The sequence below is a fragment of the Amycolatopsis sp. NBC_01286 genome, assembly GCF_035982555.1.
Classification (GTDB): Bacteria; Actinomycetota; Actinomycetes; order Mycobacteriales; family Pseudonocardiaceae; genus Amycolatopsis.
Genome location: NZ_CP108428.1, coordinates 6,617,113 through 6,631,138, shown reverse-complemented (window position 1 = coordinate 6,631,138; position 14,026 = coordinate 6,617,113). Strand labels below are relative to the sequence as shown.

Sequence of the window (14,026 nt, the reverse complement as noted above, 5' to 3'; positions counted from 1 at the left end):
ATAACGAGACGCTCACATTCAGGGCCGGATCGTAACTATCGGATTGTTCGCCGGGCGCGAAATGAACCGTCCGCTCCCCTTATGCTGCGCCGACGACGGGCGTAATGACTCATGAAGGGCAGTAGCGGCAAGTGGTTTCGACGAGAACTCCATCGAGCGAGCGGCGGGCGAGCGGCCCGCGGAACCGGCGGCTCCCCGCCCCGGGCGAGGCGGGACCACGGTGATCGGGTTCCTCCTGCGCCGGCTCGTCAACTACATCGCACTCTGCCTGGTCGCCACGTTCGCGGCGTTTTCCCTGGCCTCGCTGGCTTTCAGCCCGCTCGACGGGCTCAAGCTGCGCAACCCGCCGCCCCCGCAGGCGACGATCGACGCCAAAGCCGCGGAGCTCTACCTGAACCAGCCGATCCCCGAGCGGTTCTTCACCTGGCTCGGCGGGGTCCTGCAGGGCAACTTCGGGCGGACCATCACCGACCAGCCGATCACCGACGAACTGCTGCGCCGGATGGGCGTCAGCCTGCGGTTGTTCGTCCTGGGCATCACCATCGGCATCGTGATCGGCGTGCTGGTCGGCGTGGTCAGCGCCATCCGCCAGTACAAGATCAGCGACTACCTCGCGACGACGTTCTCCTTCGTGGTGCTCTCCACCCCGGTCTTCGTGATCGCGACGATCCTCAAGGCCGGCGCCCAGTCGGTGAACGACAACCTGCTCGACGGCTACCAGTTCTTCATCGTCCAGGGCGAGAACTCCAGCGGGCTGAGCGGCGGCTTCGGGGAGGCGCTGCTCGACCGCGTGCAGCACCTGATCGTGCCGACACTGGCGATCGTGCTCACCCAGGTCGCCTACTACAGCCGCTACCAGCGCTCGGCGATGCTCGACGTGCTCGGCTCGGACTTCCTGCGGACCGCGCAGGCCAAGGGCCTGACCCGGCGCCGCGCGCTGTTCAAGCACGGCCTGCGCACCGCGCTGATCCCGATGGCGACGCTGTTCGCGTTCGGGTTCGGCCTGCTCATCACCGGCGGCATCTTCACCGAGAAGATCTTCGGCTGGTACGGCATGGGCGACTGGCTGGTCACCGGGATCCAGAAGCAGGACACCAACATCGTGGCGACGGTGACGCTGTTCATCGCCGTCTGCGTGCTGTTCGCCGGCTGGCTGTCGGACGTGCTGTACGCCGTGCTCGACCCGAGGGTGAGGATCTGATGTCCGCCTCCGTGAACGAAGCCGAGGCGACCGCCACCCCCGCGGGCGCCCCCGTCGACCTGGCGGCCGGCCCGGCCGCGGCGGGTGCCGGGCGCGGCAAGCTCGTGCTGCGCCGCTTCCTGCGCAACCGCGCGGCCGTCGCCGCACTCGCCCTGATCGTGCTGTTCTACCTGCTGGCGTTCACCTACACCTGGTACTCGCCGTGGGCCTACGACGAGCTGGACCCGACGTCGTACCTGCTGCCACCGGACGGCTCGCACTGGTTCGGCACCAACCAGATCGGCGGCGACATGTTCGCGCAGACCATGCGCGGGCTGCAGAAGTCGCTGACCATCGGGCTGCTGGCCGCGTTGTTCTCCACCGGCGTCGCCTCGGTCGTCGGGGCCGCGGCGGGCTACTTCGGCGGCTGGACCGACCGGATCTCCATGTGGGTCGTCGACCTGCTGCTGATCCTGCCGCCGTTCCTGATCATCTCGATCCTCTCGCCGGCCTTCCGCGGCAAGACCTGGCTGATCCTGGTCGGGCTGATCGCGTTGTTCCAGTGGATGATCACCGCCCGGATCGTCCGCGGCATGACGCTGACCCTGCGCGAGCGGGAGTTCGTCAAGGCCGCCCGGTTCATGGGCCAGCCGGCGCGGCGGATCATCGCCAAACACATCGTGCCGAACATGGCCTCCCTGCTCATCATCGACGCCACGATCAACGTCGGCGTCGCGATCATCACCGAGACGTCGCTGTCGTTCTTCGGCTTTGGTGTGCAGGCCCCGGACGTCTCGCTCGGCACACTGATCGCGGCCGGGTCCGACGCCGTCCGCACGTTCCCGTGGCTGTTCTACATCCCGGCGGGCTTCCTCGTCGTCACCGTGCTCGCGGTGAACTTCGCCGGGGACGGCCTGCGCGACGCGCTGGACCCGGCGTCGAGCCGGTCGCGGCGCAAGGAGCGCAAGCGCGTCGAGGCCGCCACGAAGACCACCACCGTTTCCGCTGGAGCCGTTTCATGAGCAGCACCGCACTCGCCCTGGGCGCGGAGACCGGGAAGCCGACCGGGACCGTGCTGGAGGTGGCCGGCCTCGACGTGTCGTTCCCGTCCGAGTCGGGCCGGGTGCACGCCGTGCGCGGGCTGTCCTACCAGGTCGCCGCGGGCGAGGTCCTCGGCATCGTCGGCGAGTCCGGCTCGGGCAAGTCCGTGTCCTCGCTGGCGGTGATGGGCCTGCTGCCGCCGCAGGCGCGGATCTCCGGGTCGATCCGGTTCCAGGGCAGCGAGATCATCGGCCGCTCCGACACCGAGCTGTCCCGGCTGCGCGGCAAGAAGATCTCGATGGTCTTCCAGGACCCGCTGTCCGCGCTCACCCCGGTCTACCCGGTCGGCGCGCAGATCGCCGAAGCCCTGCTGGTGCACGGCAAGGGCGTGGTCACCAAGGCGCAGGCGAACGCCCGCGCGGTCGAGCTGCTGGACCTGGTCGGGATCCCGAACGCCGCGCAGCGCGCGAAGGCGTTCCCGCACGAGTTCTCCGGCGGCATGCGGCAGCGGGCGGTGATCGCCATCGCGATCGCCAACGACCCGGACCTGATCATCGCCGACGAGCCGACGACTGCGCTGGACGTCACCGTGCAGGCACAGGTGCTGGAGGTGCTCAAGACCGCGCAGGAGGTCACCGGCGCCGGCATCGTGATCATCACCCACGACCTCGGCGTGGTCGCCGGGTTCGCCGACCGGCTGATGGTGATGTACGCCGGGCGCGCGGTCGAGCAGGGTCCGGTGGAGACGATCTACGCCCGGCCGCGGATGCCCTACACCCTCGGGCTGCTGGGCTCGATCCCCCGGGTGGACGCGCACGAGAAGCAGCCGCTGGTGCCGATCGAGGGCCAGCCGCCGTCGCTGGTCAGCCTGCCGCCGGGCTGCCCGTTCTCGCCGCGCTGCCCGCTGGTGACCGACGACTGCACCGCGGCGGAACCGGAGCTGCTCACCCTCACGCCCGGGCGCCCCGACGCCGGCGTCGACACCTCGCACCGCGCGGCCTGCATCCACACCGACGTCCTCGACCGGCCGGACGCCGGCGCGGCCGAGGTCTACGGCGCCGAGCTGGTCGGCGAACCGCCGCTGGCGGCGCTGCCGCGGGCCGAGCGCACGACCGTGCTCGACGTCCGGGACCTGGTCAAGCACTACCCGGTGACCAAGGGCCAGATCCTCAAGCGGCGGGTCGGCAGCGTGCAGGCCGTCGACGGGATCAGCTTCGACATCGTCGAGGGCGAAACCCTCGGCCTGGTCGGCGAATCCGGCTGCGGGAAGTCCACCACGCTGATGGAGATCCTCGAGCTGGTGAGCCCGGCCGCGGGCTCGGTCGCCGTGCTCGGCAAGGACGTCGCGAAGCTCGACGCCAAGGCCCGCAAGGCGATCCGGCGGGACCTGCAGGTGGTCTTCCAGGACCCGATGGCCGCGCTGGACCCGCGGCTGCCGATCGGCGACATCATCGCCGAGCCGATGCGGGTGCACGGCTACGACCGGGCCGCGATCGACAAGCGGATCCCCGAACTGCTGAGCCTGGTGGGGCTGCGGGCCGAGCACGCCGAACGCTACCCCGCGGAGTTCTCCGGCGGGCAACGCCAGCGCATCGGGATCGCCCGGGCGCTCGCCCTGGAGCCGAAGCTGATCGTGCTCGACGAGCCGGTCTCGGCGCTGGACGTGTCCATCCAGGCGGGCGTGATCAACCTGCTCGATGAACTGAAGGCGAAGCTCGGCCTGTCGTACCTGTTCGTGGCGCACGACCTGTCGGTGGTGCGCCACATCGCCGACCGGGTGGCGGTGATGTACCTGGGCAAGATCGTCGAGATCGGCGACGTCCGCACCGTGTTCGAACAGCCGCAGCACCCCTACACCCAGGCGCTGCTGTCCGCCATCCCGATCCCGGACCCGGTCAAGGAACGCGAGCGGACCCGGATCATCCTCACCGGCGACCTGCCCAGCCCGGCGGACCCGCCGTCCGGCTGCCGGTTCCGGACCCGCTGCTTCGTGTTCGCCCAGCTCTCCGACGAGGACCGCACGCAGTGCGTCGAGGTCGAGCCGCCGCGCGAACCGCGCGCCGCCGACCACGACGTCGCCTGCCACTACGCCCAGACCCGCGAAGTCGTGTAGCCACGCATCCCTTGGCACACAGGAAAAGAGAGGTACCCGATGAACCGACGGAGGATGGCTGCCGTCATCGCCCCGGTGGTGGCGCTGACCCTCGCCCTCGCCGCCTGCAGTGGCAGCTCTGGTGGCGGGAACAACGCGCTCCAGGACCAGGGCGCCCAGGGCGTGAAGACGGCCGACATCAACGAGAAGCCGCTCGACCAGGTCAAGGACGGCGGCGACTTCAAGTGGCCGGTCGACCAGCTGCCCGACAACTGGAACGTCAACCAGGTCGACGGCACGCCGCTCGACGGCCAGAGCATGTTCGGCGCGGTCTTCCCGTACGTCTTCACGCAGAACGCCGACGCGACGGTCAGTGAGAACCCGAACTACGTCACGTCGGTCAAGCTCGTGAGCACCGACCCGCAGGTCGTCGAGTACAAGCTCAACCCGAAGGCCAAGTGGAGCAACGGCCGCGCGTTCTCCTGGGAGGACTTCGCCGCGCAGGCCAAGGTGCTCAACGGCAAGGACCCGGCCTACGAGGTCTCGCAGACCACCGGCTACCAGGACATCGCGAAGGTCGAGAAGGGCACCGACGACCTCGACGTGAAGGTCACCTTCGCGAAGAAGTTCGCGGAGTGGAAGTCGCTGTTCATCCCGCTGTACCCGAAGGAGCTCAACGCCGACGCGGAGACCTTCAACAAGTCGTTCGCGACCGAGCCGAAGATCACCGCCGGCGTGTTCAAGGTGCAGAAGATCGACCAGACCGCGAAGACCGTGGTCCTCGAGCGCGACCCGAACTGGTGGGGCACCCCGGCGAAGCTCGACACGGTCACCTTCAAGAAGGTCGAGCGCCCGGCGCTGGCGGACGCGTTCGCCAACGGCCAGATCGACTTCTACAACCTCAACAACGACGTCAACGCGTTCAAGCGCGCGCAGGGCGACCCGAACACGGTCATCCGCCAGTCCACCTACCCGGACTACACGCACGTGACCTTCAACGGCGCGAGCTCGTCGATCCTGGCCGACAAGGACCTGCGGCTGGCGATCTTCCGGGGCATCGACACGGTCGCCATCTCGAAGGCGATCCTCGGGCAGATGCAGAAGGACACCCAGCCCCTGGGCAACCACATCTTCCTCAAGGGCGCCAAGGAGTACGTCGACAACTCCGGGCCGTACAAGTTCGACGTCGAGGCCGCGAAGAAGCAGCTCGACCAGCTCGGCTGGAAGACCGCCGGTGACTTCCGCGCGAAGGACGGCAAGGAGCTGAAGGTCCGGCTGATCATCCCGATCGGCACGCCGATCAGCCAGCAGACCGGGCAGATCATGCAGTCGCAGCTCAAGGCCATCGGCGTGAACCTGGACATCCAGGCCGTGCCGAGCACCGAGTTCTTCAAGAACTACGTCAACGTCGGCAACTTCGACATGACGCTGTTCCGCTGGATCTCGACGGCGTTCCCGATCGGCGGCGGCCAGGGCATCTACTACAACGACCCGAAGAACATCGGCCAGAACTACGGCCACATCGGCGACGACAAGATCAACCAGCTCTACGACACCGCGGCCCAGGAGCTGGACGACAGCAAGCGGGCCGCCGACCTGAACGAGGTCGACAAGGAGATCTGGGCGGTCGGGCACCAGCTGCCGATCTTCCAGTCGGTCGGCGCGTTCGCCGTCCGCAAGACGGTCGCGAACTACGGTTCGCCCGGCTTCGCGAACACCCCGTACGACTTCGCGAAGATCGGTTTCGTGAAGTAGCGGTTCCCTGCGAAGGCGGGCGGTGTTCGCACCGCCCGCCTTCCGTACCCGAGGCAGTGGTGAAGACTCTCCTGACGCTCCGGCCCGTCCGGCACATCCTCCTGACGAGCGCGCTGGCCCTGCTGGCCTGCGCGCTCGTGTTCGCGGTGCAGCTGGCCGGGTACGCCGCCGCGGCCGGCGAGCTGCGCGGGATGACGGCCCGCTCGACCGCGACCGTCGTCCGCCTCGACGGTGATTCCGCGCTGATCCGCTTCGCCCTGGCCGGCGGGTCGGCCGCGACGGCCACCGTCGCGGTGGACGTCCGGCCCGCGCCCGGCAGCACCCTCCCGGTGTTCTACGACCCCGCCGACCCCGGCCGGGCGGCGATCCGCGGCGCGACCCCGCTGGTGACGACCGACCGGACGACGACCTACGCGACGGCGACCGTCGTCGCCGCTGCGGGCGTGCTCGCGGTGGACGTCCTGGTGCTGCTGACCCGGTTCGTCCGGGTGGGCGGCGGCACCCGCCGGACCGTGCCGATCCGGCGGGTGAAGGTGCAACGGGGCCTGCTGACCCGGTCGTGGCTGGAACTGGAGACGCCCACGCCGTCCTGGCTCCCGGTGTACTTCTCCCCCGCGCTGATCGGCCTGGCCACCCCGTCCGTCGCCGAACTGACCGGCGACCGCCGGGTGCTGGTGCGCGTGGGCGGCACGACGTTCCACCCCGCGGGCGGCCTCCGCACCACCGAGCCCCGCGGCCGTCGCCTCGACAACCCGGCCGAGCCGGACGCCGAGCGGGCGGCGGCGGCCCGTCGCCCGGTCACCCTGCGCCGCCAGCTGCGGGCCGACCTGCCGGTGCTGGCCGTCGCTCCGGTGGTCGGCGTGTTCTGGGCGCTGGTCGACGGCACCGGGGTCGCGGGCTGGCTGGCGGTGACCGTCCTGGTCGCGGCGTTCGGCTTCTGGTGGGCCGCCCTGCGCGGCTCCGACCCGTCCTAGACCCCGCGCACTTCGGCCCAGTGCCCGGGCCGCTGCGGCTCCCCCAGGCTCACGCCCGCGGGCCACGTCCGGACCGCGCGGACCTCGGTGCGAGCGTGCGCCCCGGCGAAGCGGAACGCACCCGCCGTCGCGCCGGTGAAGTCGGCGTGGCTGCTGAAGCGGGTGCCCGAGAACCGCGCCTCCGCCGCGAACCGCGCGTCGCGGAACTTCGCCGGGCCGGCGAAACCTGTGGCCACGAACGAAACGCCCGTCGCGAACTCCGCGCCGGTGAAGTCCGTGCGGCCCGAGAACCGGACTTCGTCGAACCGCACTCGGTCGCCGGCGGTCACGCCCGCGAACGACGTGTTGGCCATGAACGTGGCCCCCTCGAAGTCCGCGCCCGCGCGGAACTCCGTGCCGCGGAAGGAGGCGTGGTAGGTGAAGGCGGACCGCTCGAAGCTCACCAGGCCGGTGCCGACCAGGCCGTCGAACCGCGCGCCGCCCCAGAAGCGCACCTCCCGGAACACCGCGTCGCGCACCTCGCACCCTCGCAGATCCGTCCCGGCCAGGACCTGGGACTCCGCGCGCAGGTCCAGACCCGGCCAGAACCCCGGTGTGCCCGGCCGCAGGTGCGACGCCAGGAGCTGCCACAGCTCGGCCTGGTTCGAGGTGTCGCGCAGCAGCGAGAACACCTCGTCGACCCAGTCCTGGCGCAGCGCGGGATCCACCTGGGCCCGCTCCGCGAAGTCACGCAGCGGACCCAGTTCGTCCAGCACCAGCACCGATCCCGGCGGCGCCGGCACGACTTCGGCCCAGCCGCTGTCCCGGCGCGACAGCACCCAGGCCACGACCGCGCCGGCGACGAGCGCGACGGTGACGAGCACCGGCAACGGGACGATGGTGGACATTCCGCCAGTGTGACCGCCGGGCCGCGGCGGCGACAGCGGATTAAAGTGGACCCGTGAGTCCAACCCAGGTGAAGCCCCTGACCGCGAAGGGCGCCGCGACGCGGCAGCGGATCATCGAAGGTGCGGCGGCCGAGATCCGCGAGCGCGGGGTCGCCGTCACGACGCTCGACGACGTCCGGGCGCGGACGGGCACCAGCAAGAGCCAGCTGTTCCACTACTTCCCCGACGGCAAGGACGAGCTGCTGCTGGCCGTGGCCCGGTTCGAGGCCGACCAAGTGCTGTCCGTGCAGCAGCCGCAGCTGGGCCGGCTGACGTCGTGGGCGGCGTGGCGGCGCTGGCGCGACACCGTCGTCTCGCACTACCGCGGCCGGGGGCAGCACTGCCCGCTCAACGTGCTGATCTCCCAGCTGGGCCGCGCCACGCCGGGGGCGCAGGCGGTGGTCGGCGAGATGCTGCGCCAGTGGCAGGACGAGATCGCGGCCGGCATCCGTCACCTGCGTGACGCGGGCGAGGTGGCGCCGGACGTCGACGCGGAGCGCACCGCGGCCGCCCTGCTGGCCGGGATCCAGGGCGGCGTGGTGGTGATGCTGTCGACCGGCCGCCTCGACCACCTCGAAGCGGCCCTCGACGTCGGCATCGAGAACCTGCGCGCGACGAAGGTCCCCAGGTAGCCGGAAACGGCCCATCGAGGGAGTCCCCCGATGGGCCGTTCACGGCTTCAAAGCACAGGTCAGACGTTCTTGATCGCCGAGATCTCGAACTCGAGGGTGACCTTGTCGCTCACCAGCACGCCACCGGTCTCGAGGGCGGCGTTCCAGGTGATGCCGTAGTCCTTGCGGCTGATCGTGGTGGAGCCCTCGAAGCCGACGCGGTCGTTGCCGAACGGGTCCTTGGCGGAGCCCTCGAACGAGAACGGGATGGTCACCGAACGGGTGACGTCCTTGACGGTCAGGTCGCCGGTCACGTCGAAGCTGGTCTCACCGGTCTGCTTGATCTCGGTGGTGGTGAAGGTGATGGTCGGGTACTCGTCCATCGACAGGAAGTCGTTGCTCTTCAGGTGCCCGTCGCGGTCCGCGTTGCGGGTGTCGATGCTGGTCGCCTGGATGGTCACCTGGGCGGACGACTTCTCCGGGGCGTCACCGTCGATCGTGGCGGTGCCGGTGAACTCGTTGAAGCTGCCGCGCACCTTGGTCACCATGGCGTGCCGGGCGTTGAACCCGATCCGCGAGTGGGCGGCGTCCAGGGTGTACTCACCGGTCAGCTGGGGGTAGGTGGTCGCGCTGGTCATGCTGTCTTCTCTCCTCGTGGTGGCGCCCCCCAGTGATTGAGGGCTCAACGACACTGTACTCGTTTTTACTGGTTGCGCAAGCAAGCTTTCGCTAGACTCGCCGGTATGGGTGAACAGTCCGCGCTCGACCACGCCGAGGCCCCGTTCTGGCGGTCCCTGATGCGCATCACGACCGCGCTGCCGCGGGCGCTCGAAGACCAGTTCCTGCCCGAGACCGGCCTCGCGATCACCGACTACGGCGTGCTGGTCGCGCTGTCCGAGGCCCCGCACCGCACGCTCCGCATCTCCGCGCTGGCCGCGGCCACCGGCCTTTCGCTCAGCCGGATCAGCCGGGTCGTCGACGACCTCACCCGCCGCGGCCTGGTCGAGAAGCGCAAGTGCGCGGAGGACGGCCGCGCGTCCAACGCCGTGCTGACCGACGCGGGATTGGCCAGACTGGAGGCGGCCTACCCGACCCACCTCGCCCGCGCCCGGGCGTCGGTGTTCGACCACTTGAGTGCCGAAGACATCCGGACGGCCGGGCCGGTACTGGCCCGGCTGGCCGCGGCGCTGGACGTCACTCCCCCGACCGACGACTGCTGAGGAACCGATGACAGACGGCGAGTTCAAGCGCGACCTCAACTACATCCCCGACCGGATCACCGCCGACGGCCGTGACGGCTGGCCGGTCGAGGCCGGCCGCTACCGGCTGGTCGTGGCGCGGGCGTGCCCGTGGGCGAACCGCGCGGTGATCGTGCGGCGGCTGCTCGGCCTGGAACCCGCGCTGTCCATGGGCATGGCCGGGCCGGTCCACGACGAGCGGAGCTGGAGCTTCGACCTCGATCCCGGCGGGCGCGACCCGGTGCTCGGCATCGAGCGCCTGCAGGAGGCGTTCTTCAAGCGCGACCCGGAGTACCCGCGCGGCATCACGGTGCCCGCGTTCGTCGACGTCCCGACCGGCCAGGTCGTCACCAACGACTTCGCGCAGATGACCCTGGACATGTCCACCGAGTGGACGGCGTACCACCGCGACGGCGCGCCCGAGCTGTACCCGGACAAGCTGCGCGACGAGATCGACGACGTCGCGCAGAAGGTGTTCACCGACGTCAACAACGCGGTGTACCAGTGCGGGTTCGCCGGCTCGCAGGCGGCGTACGAGCACTCCTACCGCAAGCTGTTCGCCCGCCTGGACTGGCTGTCCGAGCGCCTCGCGGACCAGCGCTACCTGGTCGGCGACACGATCACCGAGGCCGACGTCCGCCTGTTCACCACGCTGGTCCGCTTCGACGCGGTCTACCACGGCCACTTCAAGTGCAACCGCCAGAAGCTGACCGAGCTGCCGGTGCTGTGGGCGTACACGCGCGACCTGTTCCAGACGCCGGGCTTCGGCGACACGATCGACTTCGCGCAGACGAAGGAGCACTACTACGTGGTGCACCGGACCATCAACCCGAGCGGCATCGTCCCGCTGGGCCCGGACCTGTCGGGCTTCCTCACCCCACATGGCCGCGAGCAACTGGGCGGCCACCCGTTCGGGGACGGCACGCCGCCGGGACCGCCGCTGGAGGCGGAGCGGGTGCCTAGCCTGGTGTGACGGCGTCGGCGTAGCGCGCCGACAGCGTCCGCAGGCGTTCCACCAGCTCGGGTGGTGACTCCACCGTGAACGGGACGTCCAAGGTGGACACCACGAACGCGATGAGGTCGAAGGAGTCCGAAGCCAGCTCCAGCCGGCAGCTCCGGTCGTCGATCGGCGTGACGTCGCCGTCGACCCGGCCGCGGATCTCTTCGGCCGGAGCCGCCACGCGAAGCCGGGCGCGGTAGGGCCACAGCTCGCGGCCCATCGTGCGGGTCAGGTACGCCGTGAGGTCGCCGTCCGGCGGCTCGCGGTGGGTGAAGCGCGGGCCGTTCGGGGTGCGCAGGGTCAGCCGGTCGGCGCGGAAGGTGCGCCAGGCCGCGCGGCCGGTGTCCCAGCCGACCAGGTACCAGCGGCGGCCCCACGAGACCAGCCGGTGCGGCTCGACGTCGCGGCGGGACTCGGTGCGGTCGTGGCTGACGTAGTCGAAGCGCAGGGTCTCCGCCGCGCGGATCGCCGCCGACACGGCGGTCAGCACGGCCGCCTCGACCACCGGGCCGCGGACCGGGAGCGCCAGCGAAGCCGCGTCGAAGGCTTCCACGCGGTGCCGCAGCCGGGACGGCAGCACCTGCTCCAGCTTGTTCAGCGCCCGCAGCGACGCCTCCTCCAGCCCGGCGACGCCGCCGGACGTGGCGCCGTGCAGGCCGACCGCGACCGCGACGGCCTCGTCGTCGTCCAGCAGCAGCGGCGGCAGCTCGGCACCCGCGCCGAGGCGGTAGCCGCCGACCGGGCCCATCGCCGCGTGCACCGGGTAGCCCAGCTCGCGCAGGCGGTCGACGTCGCGACGGATGGTCCGCGTCGTCACGCTCAGGCGCTGCGCCAGCTCGGTGCCGGACCAGTCCCGGTGCATCTGCAGCAGCGACAGCAGCCGGAGCAGCCGGCCAGGGGTTTCCCGCATGCGTCCGAGAATGCCAGACGACTAGGACCGATCCTGTCCTACACGCGCGGAACGCTACGGCCATGGAACCCTTCCGCATCGACGTCCCGCAGGCCGACCTGGACGAGCTGCACCACCGGCTCGCCCGCACCCGCTGGCCCGGCGAGCTGCCCGGCGCCGGCTGGGCCTACGGCGTCAGCGAGCCCTACCTGGCCGAGCTGGCGGAGTACTGGCAGACGGGCTTCGACTGGCGCGCACAGGAGGCGCGGCTCAACGCGTTCCCGCAGTTCACGACCACGATCGACGGCCAGCGTGTGCACTTCCTGCACGTCCGCTCGCCCGAGCCGGACGCGACGCCGCTGATCCTCACCCACGGCTGGCCGAGCACGGTGGCCGACTTCCTGGACGTCCTCGGCCCGCTCACCGACCCACGCGCCCACGGCGCCGACCCGGCGGACGCGTTCCACGTCGTCGCGCCGTCGGTGCCCGGCTTCGGGTTCTCCGGGCCGACGACCGAGCCGGGCTGGAACACCCGCCGCATCGCGCGGGCGTGGGCCGAGCTGATGCGGCGGCTGGGTTACGAGCGTTACGGCGCCCAGGGTGGTGACTTCGGCAGCATCGTCTCCCCCGAACTGGGCCGGACGGCCCCCTCGCAAGTCCTCGGCGTGCACGTCAACGCCGTCGCGAACGCCGGTGTCCCGACCGCGCCCGGCGACCTCGACCGGCTGTCCGAAGAGGACCGCAAGCGGGCGCAGGAGAACCAGGTCTGGTGGTACGCGCATTCCGGCTACGCCACGCAGATGGCGACCCGGCCGCAGACGCTGGCCTACGCGCTCAACGACTCCCCCGCCGGCCAGCTCGCGTGGAACCTGGAATGGTTCGTCGACTGGGACCCGACGGCGACACAGCAGACACCGGTTTCACGCGACGCGATCCTGACGAACGTCACGACCTTCTGGCTCACCGGCACCGCGGGTTCGGCCGCGCGCCTCTACCTGGAGGCGGGCCAGGACGGCTGGGGCGAGCGCCCGCAGCCATCGGGCGTCCCGACAGGGGTGGCCAACTTCCGCGGCGACCACGCGATCCGCGGTCTGGCCGCACTGTCGAACAACATCACCCGCTGGACGGAGCACGACACCGGCGGCCACTTCGCCTCCCTGCAGGCGCCGGACCTGCTGCTGCAGGACATCCGCGACTTCTTCCGCGAGCTTTAGTCCACAGTGGACACTGCGCCGTCGAGCAGGGGGCGTAGCTCCTCCACCACCGTGTCCAGCGGGGCGACGTCCTGGTGTGCCCGCGCCAGGATGATCGCGCCCTCCAACGTGCTCAGCATGAGCACCGCCAGCGAGACGCTGCGAGCCGCGGGGACGCCGAACTGTGACAGCGTTTCCGCCAAAGGTCGTTGCCAGCCCTCGAAAGCCTTGCCGACGGCGTCGCGCAGGCTCTCGCTCGTCGCCGCCGCGTCGGCGACCGTCGCCACCAGGGGGCAGCCCGCGTCGAAGCCCGTCGTGGTGAACTCGTCGCGCCACTGGGCGGCCATGGCCGCGAACAGCTTGCCCGGCGTCGGGTTCTCGAGCTTGGCCGCGAGCCGGGCCACGCGGCGGGCGGCGTACCCGCCCGCCCAGGCGACGGCTTCGGCCATCAGCTGGTCCTTACCGCCCGGGAAGTAGTGCTGCAGGGACCCCCGCGGCGCCTCGGCGTGCGCGACCACGTCCCGCATGCCCGTCGCCCCGACGCCCTGGATCCGCACCAGCTGCGCGGCGCTCAGCACGATCCGCTCGCGTGGTGTCCTCGTCATCGACGGCCTCCTTCATGACACTCGTCATGGTAGCCCAGTCGGGCACGACCAGCGCGAAGTCGCGCTCGCCGCGTTCGTAGGCGGGTACCGGGCGGAAGCCCTGGCGCAGCAGCAGCGTCTCGGCGCCGGCGTTCCCGGCCTGCACGGTCGCCCCCACCGTCCACCCCGGCCACCGCCCGGACGCCTGCAGCCACCGGCTCAGCGCACTCCCGACCCCCTGCCGCTGCCACGCGTCGGCGACCAGGACGCCGAGCTCGGCCGTCCCGGGGGTCTCCGCGACGAAGTTGAGCAGCCCCACCGGAATCCCGCCGGACGTCGCCAGCAGCGCGACGCCGCCGGGTGGGCCGGCGAGCAGGAACCGGTGGTAGCGCCGGAAGATCTCGCCCGGCTCGGCCGGGCCGCCCATCATGAAGCGCCGCCGGAGACTGCCCGGCGAACAGGCCGCGACCAGCGCGGCCACGCACTCCCGGTCGGCCGGGCGGTCGCCCAGCTCCCGGATTTCTATGACGGCTGTCATAGTCC

At 70.9% G+C, this 14,026-nt stretch carries 14 protein-coding genes; 9 read left to right on the top strand and 5 right to left on the bottom strand.

Annotated features, from left to right (window positions below; genetic code table 11):
- Nucleotides 1-220: 220 nt before the first annotated feature.
- Genes OG570_RS31365 through OG570_RS31345 form a run of 5 tightly spaced genes read left to right on the top strand, consistent with a single transcriptional unit; the run spans nt 221 to nt 7,042 of the window.
- The gene (locus OG570_RS31365; protein WP_326950393.1) at nt 221-1,201 is read left to right on the top strand and encodes an ABC transporter permease; all 981 of its coding nucleotides are present in this window, start codon (nt 221-223) and stop codon (nt 1,199-1,201) included.
- Nucleotides 1,201-2,202 (top strand): ABC transporter permease, encoded by a 1,002-nt coding sequence (locus OG570_RS31360; protein WP_326950394.1) that lies wholly within the window; start codon nt 1,201-1,203, stop codon nt 2,200-2,202. Before OG570_RS31365 ends, OG570_RS31360 begins: the two co-directional genes overlap by 1 nt.
- Nucleotides 2,199-4,334 (top strand): ABC transporter ATP-binding protein, encoded by a 2,136-nt coding sequence (locus OG570_RS31355; RefSeq protein WP_326952696.1) that lies wholly within the window; start codon nt 2,199-2,201, stop codon nt 4,332-4,334. Before OG570_RS31360 ends, OG570_RS31355 begins: the two co-directional genes overlap by 4 nt.
- A gap of 54 nt (nt 4,335-4,388) precedes the next feature.
- On the top strand, nt 4,389-6,068 hold the full coding sequence (locus OG570_RS31350) for an ABC transporter family substrate-binding protein (RefSeq protein WP_326950396.1): 1,680 nt from the start codon (nt 4,389-4,391) through the stop codon (nt 6,066-6,068).
- Nucleotides 6,069-6,127: 59 nt separating this feature from the next.
- Complete coding sequence (locus OG570_RS31345) at nt 6,128-7,042, top strand: hypothetical protein (protein WP_326952695.1); 915 nt, start codon at nt 6,128-6,130, stop codon at nt 7,040-7,042.
- Here the strand turns inward: OG570_RS31345 and OG570_RS31340 are convergent.
- A complete protein-coding gene (locus OG570_RS31340) occupies nt 7,039-7,929 on the bottom strand; it encodes a pentapeptide repeat-containing protein (RefSeq protein WP_326952694.1) in 891 nt (296 codons plus the stop codon). The two genes, OG570_RS31345 and OG570_RS31340, sit on opposite strands and share 4 nt — an antisense overlap.
- A gap of 53 nt (nt 7,930-7,982) precedes the next feature.
- Here OG570_RS31340 and OG570_RS31335 point away from each other — a divergent pair, with 53 nt between their 5' ends.
- Complete coding sequence (locus OG570_RS31335; RefSeq protein WP_326950399.1) at nt 7,983-8,600, top strand: TetR/AcrR family transcriptional regulator; 618 nt, start codon at nt 7,983-7,985, stop codon at nt 8,598-8,600.
- A 59-nt stretch (nt 8,601-8,659) separates the two neighbouring features.
- Here OG570_RS31335 and OG570_RS31330 read toward each other — a convergent pair whose 3' ends face one another.
- Nucleotides 8,660-9,217 (bottom strand): YceI family protein, encoded by a 558-nt coding sequence (locus tag OG570_RS31330; RefSeq protein ID WP_326950400.1) that lies wholly within the window; start codon nt 9,215-9,217, stop codon nt 8,660-8,662.
- A 105-nt stretch (nt 9,218-9,322) separates the two neighbouring features.
- On the opposite strand from OG570_RS31330, the gene OG570_RS31325 reads away from it, so the two are divergent.
- Together OG570_RS31325 and OG570_RS31320 are read left to right on the top strand one after the other, a co-directional pair.
- Nucleotides 9,323-9,799 carry a MarR family winged helix-turn-helix transcriptional regulator gene (locus OG570_RS31325; RefSeq protein ID WP_326952693.1) on the top strand — a complete coding sequence of 159 codons (477 nt, stop codon included), beginning with the start codon at nt 9,323-9,325 and terminating at the stop codon, nt 9,797-9,799.
- A 7-nt stretch (nt 9,800-9,806) separates the two neighbouring features.
- A complete protein-coding gene (locus tag OG570_RS31320; RefSeq protein ID WP_326952692.1) occupies nt 9,807-10,790 on the top strand; it encodes a glutathione S-transferase family protein in 984 nt (327 codons plus the stop codon).
- Here OG570_RS31320 and OG570_RS31315 read toward each other — a convergent pair.
- Nucleotides 10,777-11,727 (bottom strand): helix-turn-helix transcriptional regulator, encoded by a 951-nt coding sequence (locus OG570_RS31315; protein ID WP_326952691.1) that lies wholly within the window; start codon nt 11,725-11,727, stop codon nt 10,777-10,779. The genes OG570_RS31320 and OG570_RS31315 overlap by 14 nt on opposite strands.
- A 62-nt stretch (nt 11,728-11,789) precedes the next feature.
- Between OG570_RS31315 and OG570_RS31310 the strand changes: the two genes are divergently transcribed.
- On the top strand, nt 11,790-12,920 hold the full coding sequence (locus tag OG570_RS31310; protein ID WP_326952690.1) for an epoxide hydrolase family protein: 1,131 nt from the start codon (nt 11,790-11,792) through the stop codon (nt 12,918-12,920).
- Here OG570_RS31310 and OG570_RS31305 read toward each other — a convergent pair.
- The gene (locus OG570_RS31305; RefSeq protein ID WP_326952689.1) at nt 12,917-13,426 is read right to left on the bottom strand and encodes an LmrA/YxaF family transcription factor; all 510 of its coding nucleotides are present in this window, start codon (nt 13,424-13,426) and stop codon (nt 12,917-12,919) included. The genes OG570_RS31310 and OG570_RS31305 overlap by 4 nt on opposite strands.
- The gene (locus OG570_RS31300) at nt 13,359-14,021 is read right to left on the bottom strand and encodes a GNAT family N-acetyltransferase (protein WP_326952688.1); all 663 of its coding nucleotides are present in this window, start codon (nt 14,019-14,021) and stop codon (nt 13,359-13,361) included. The genes OG570_RS31305 and OG570_RS31300 overlap by 68 nt, the downstream gene beginning before the upstream one ends.
- Nucleotides 14,022-14,026 lie beyond the last annotated feature (5 nt).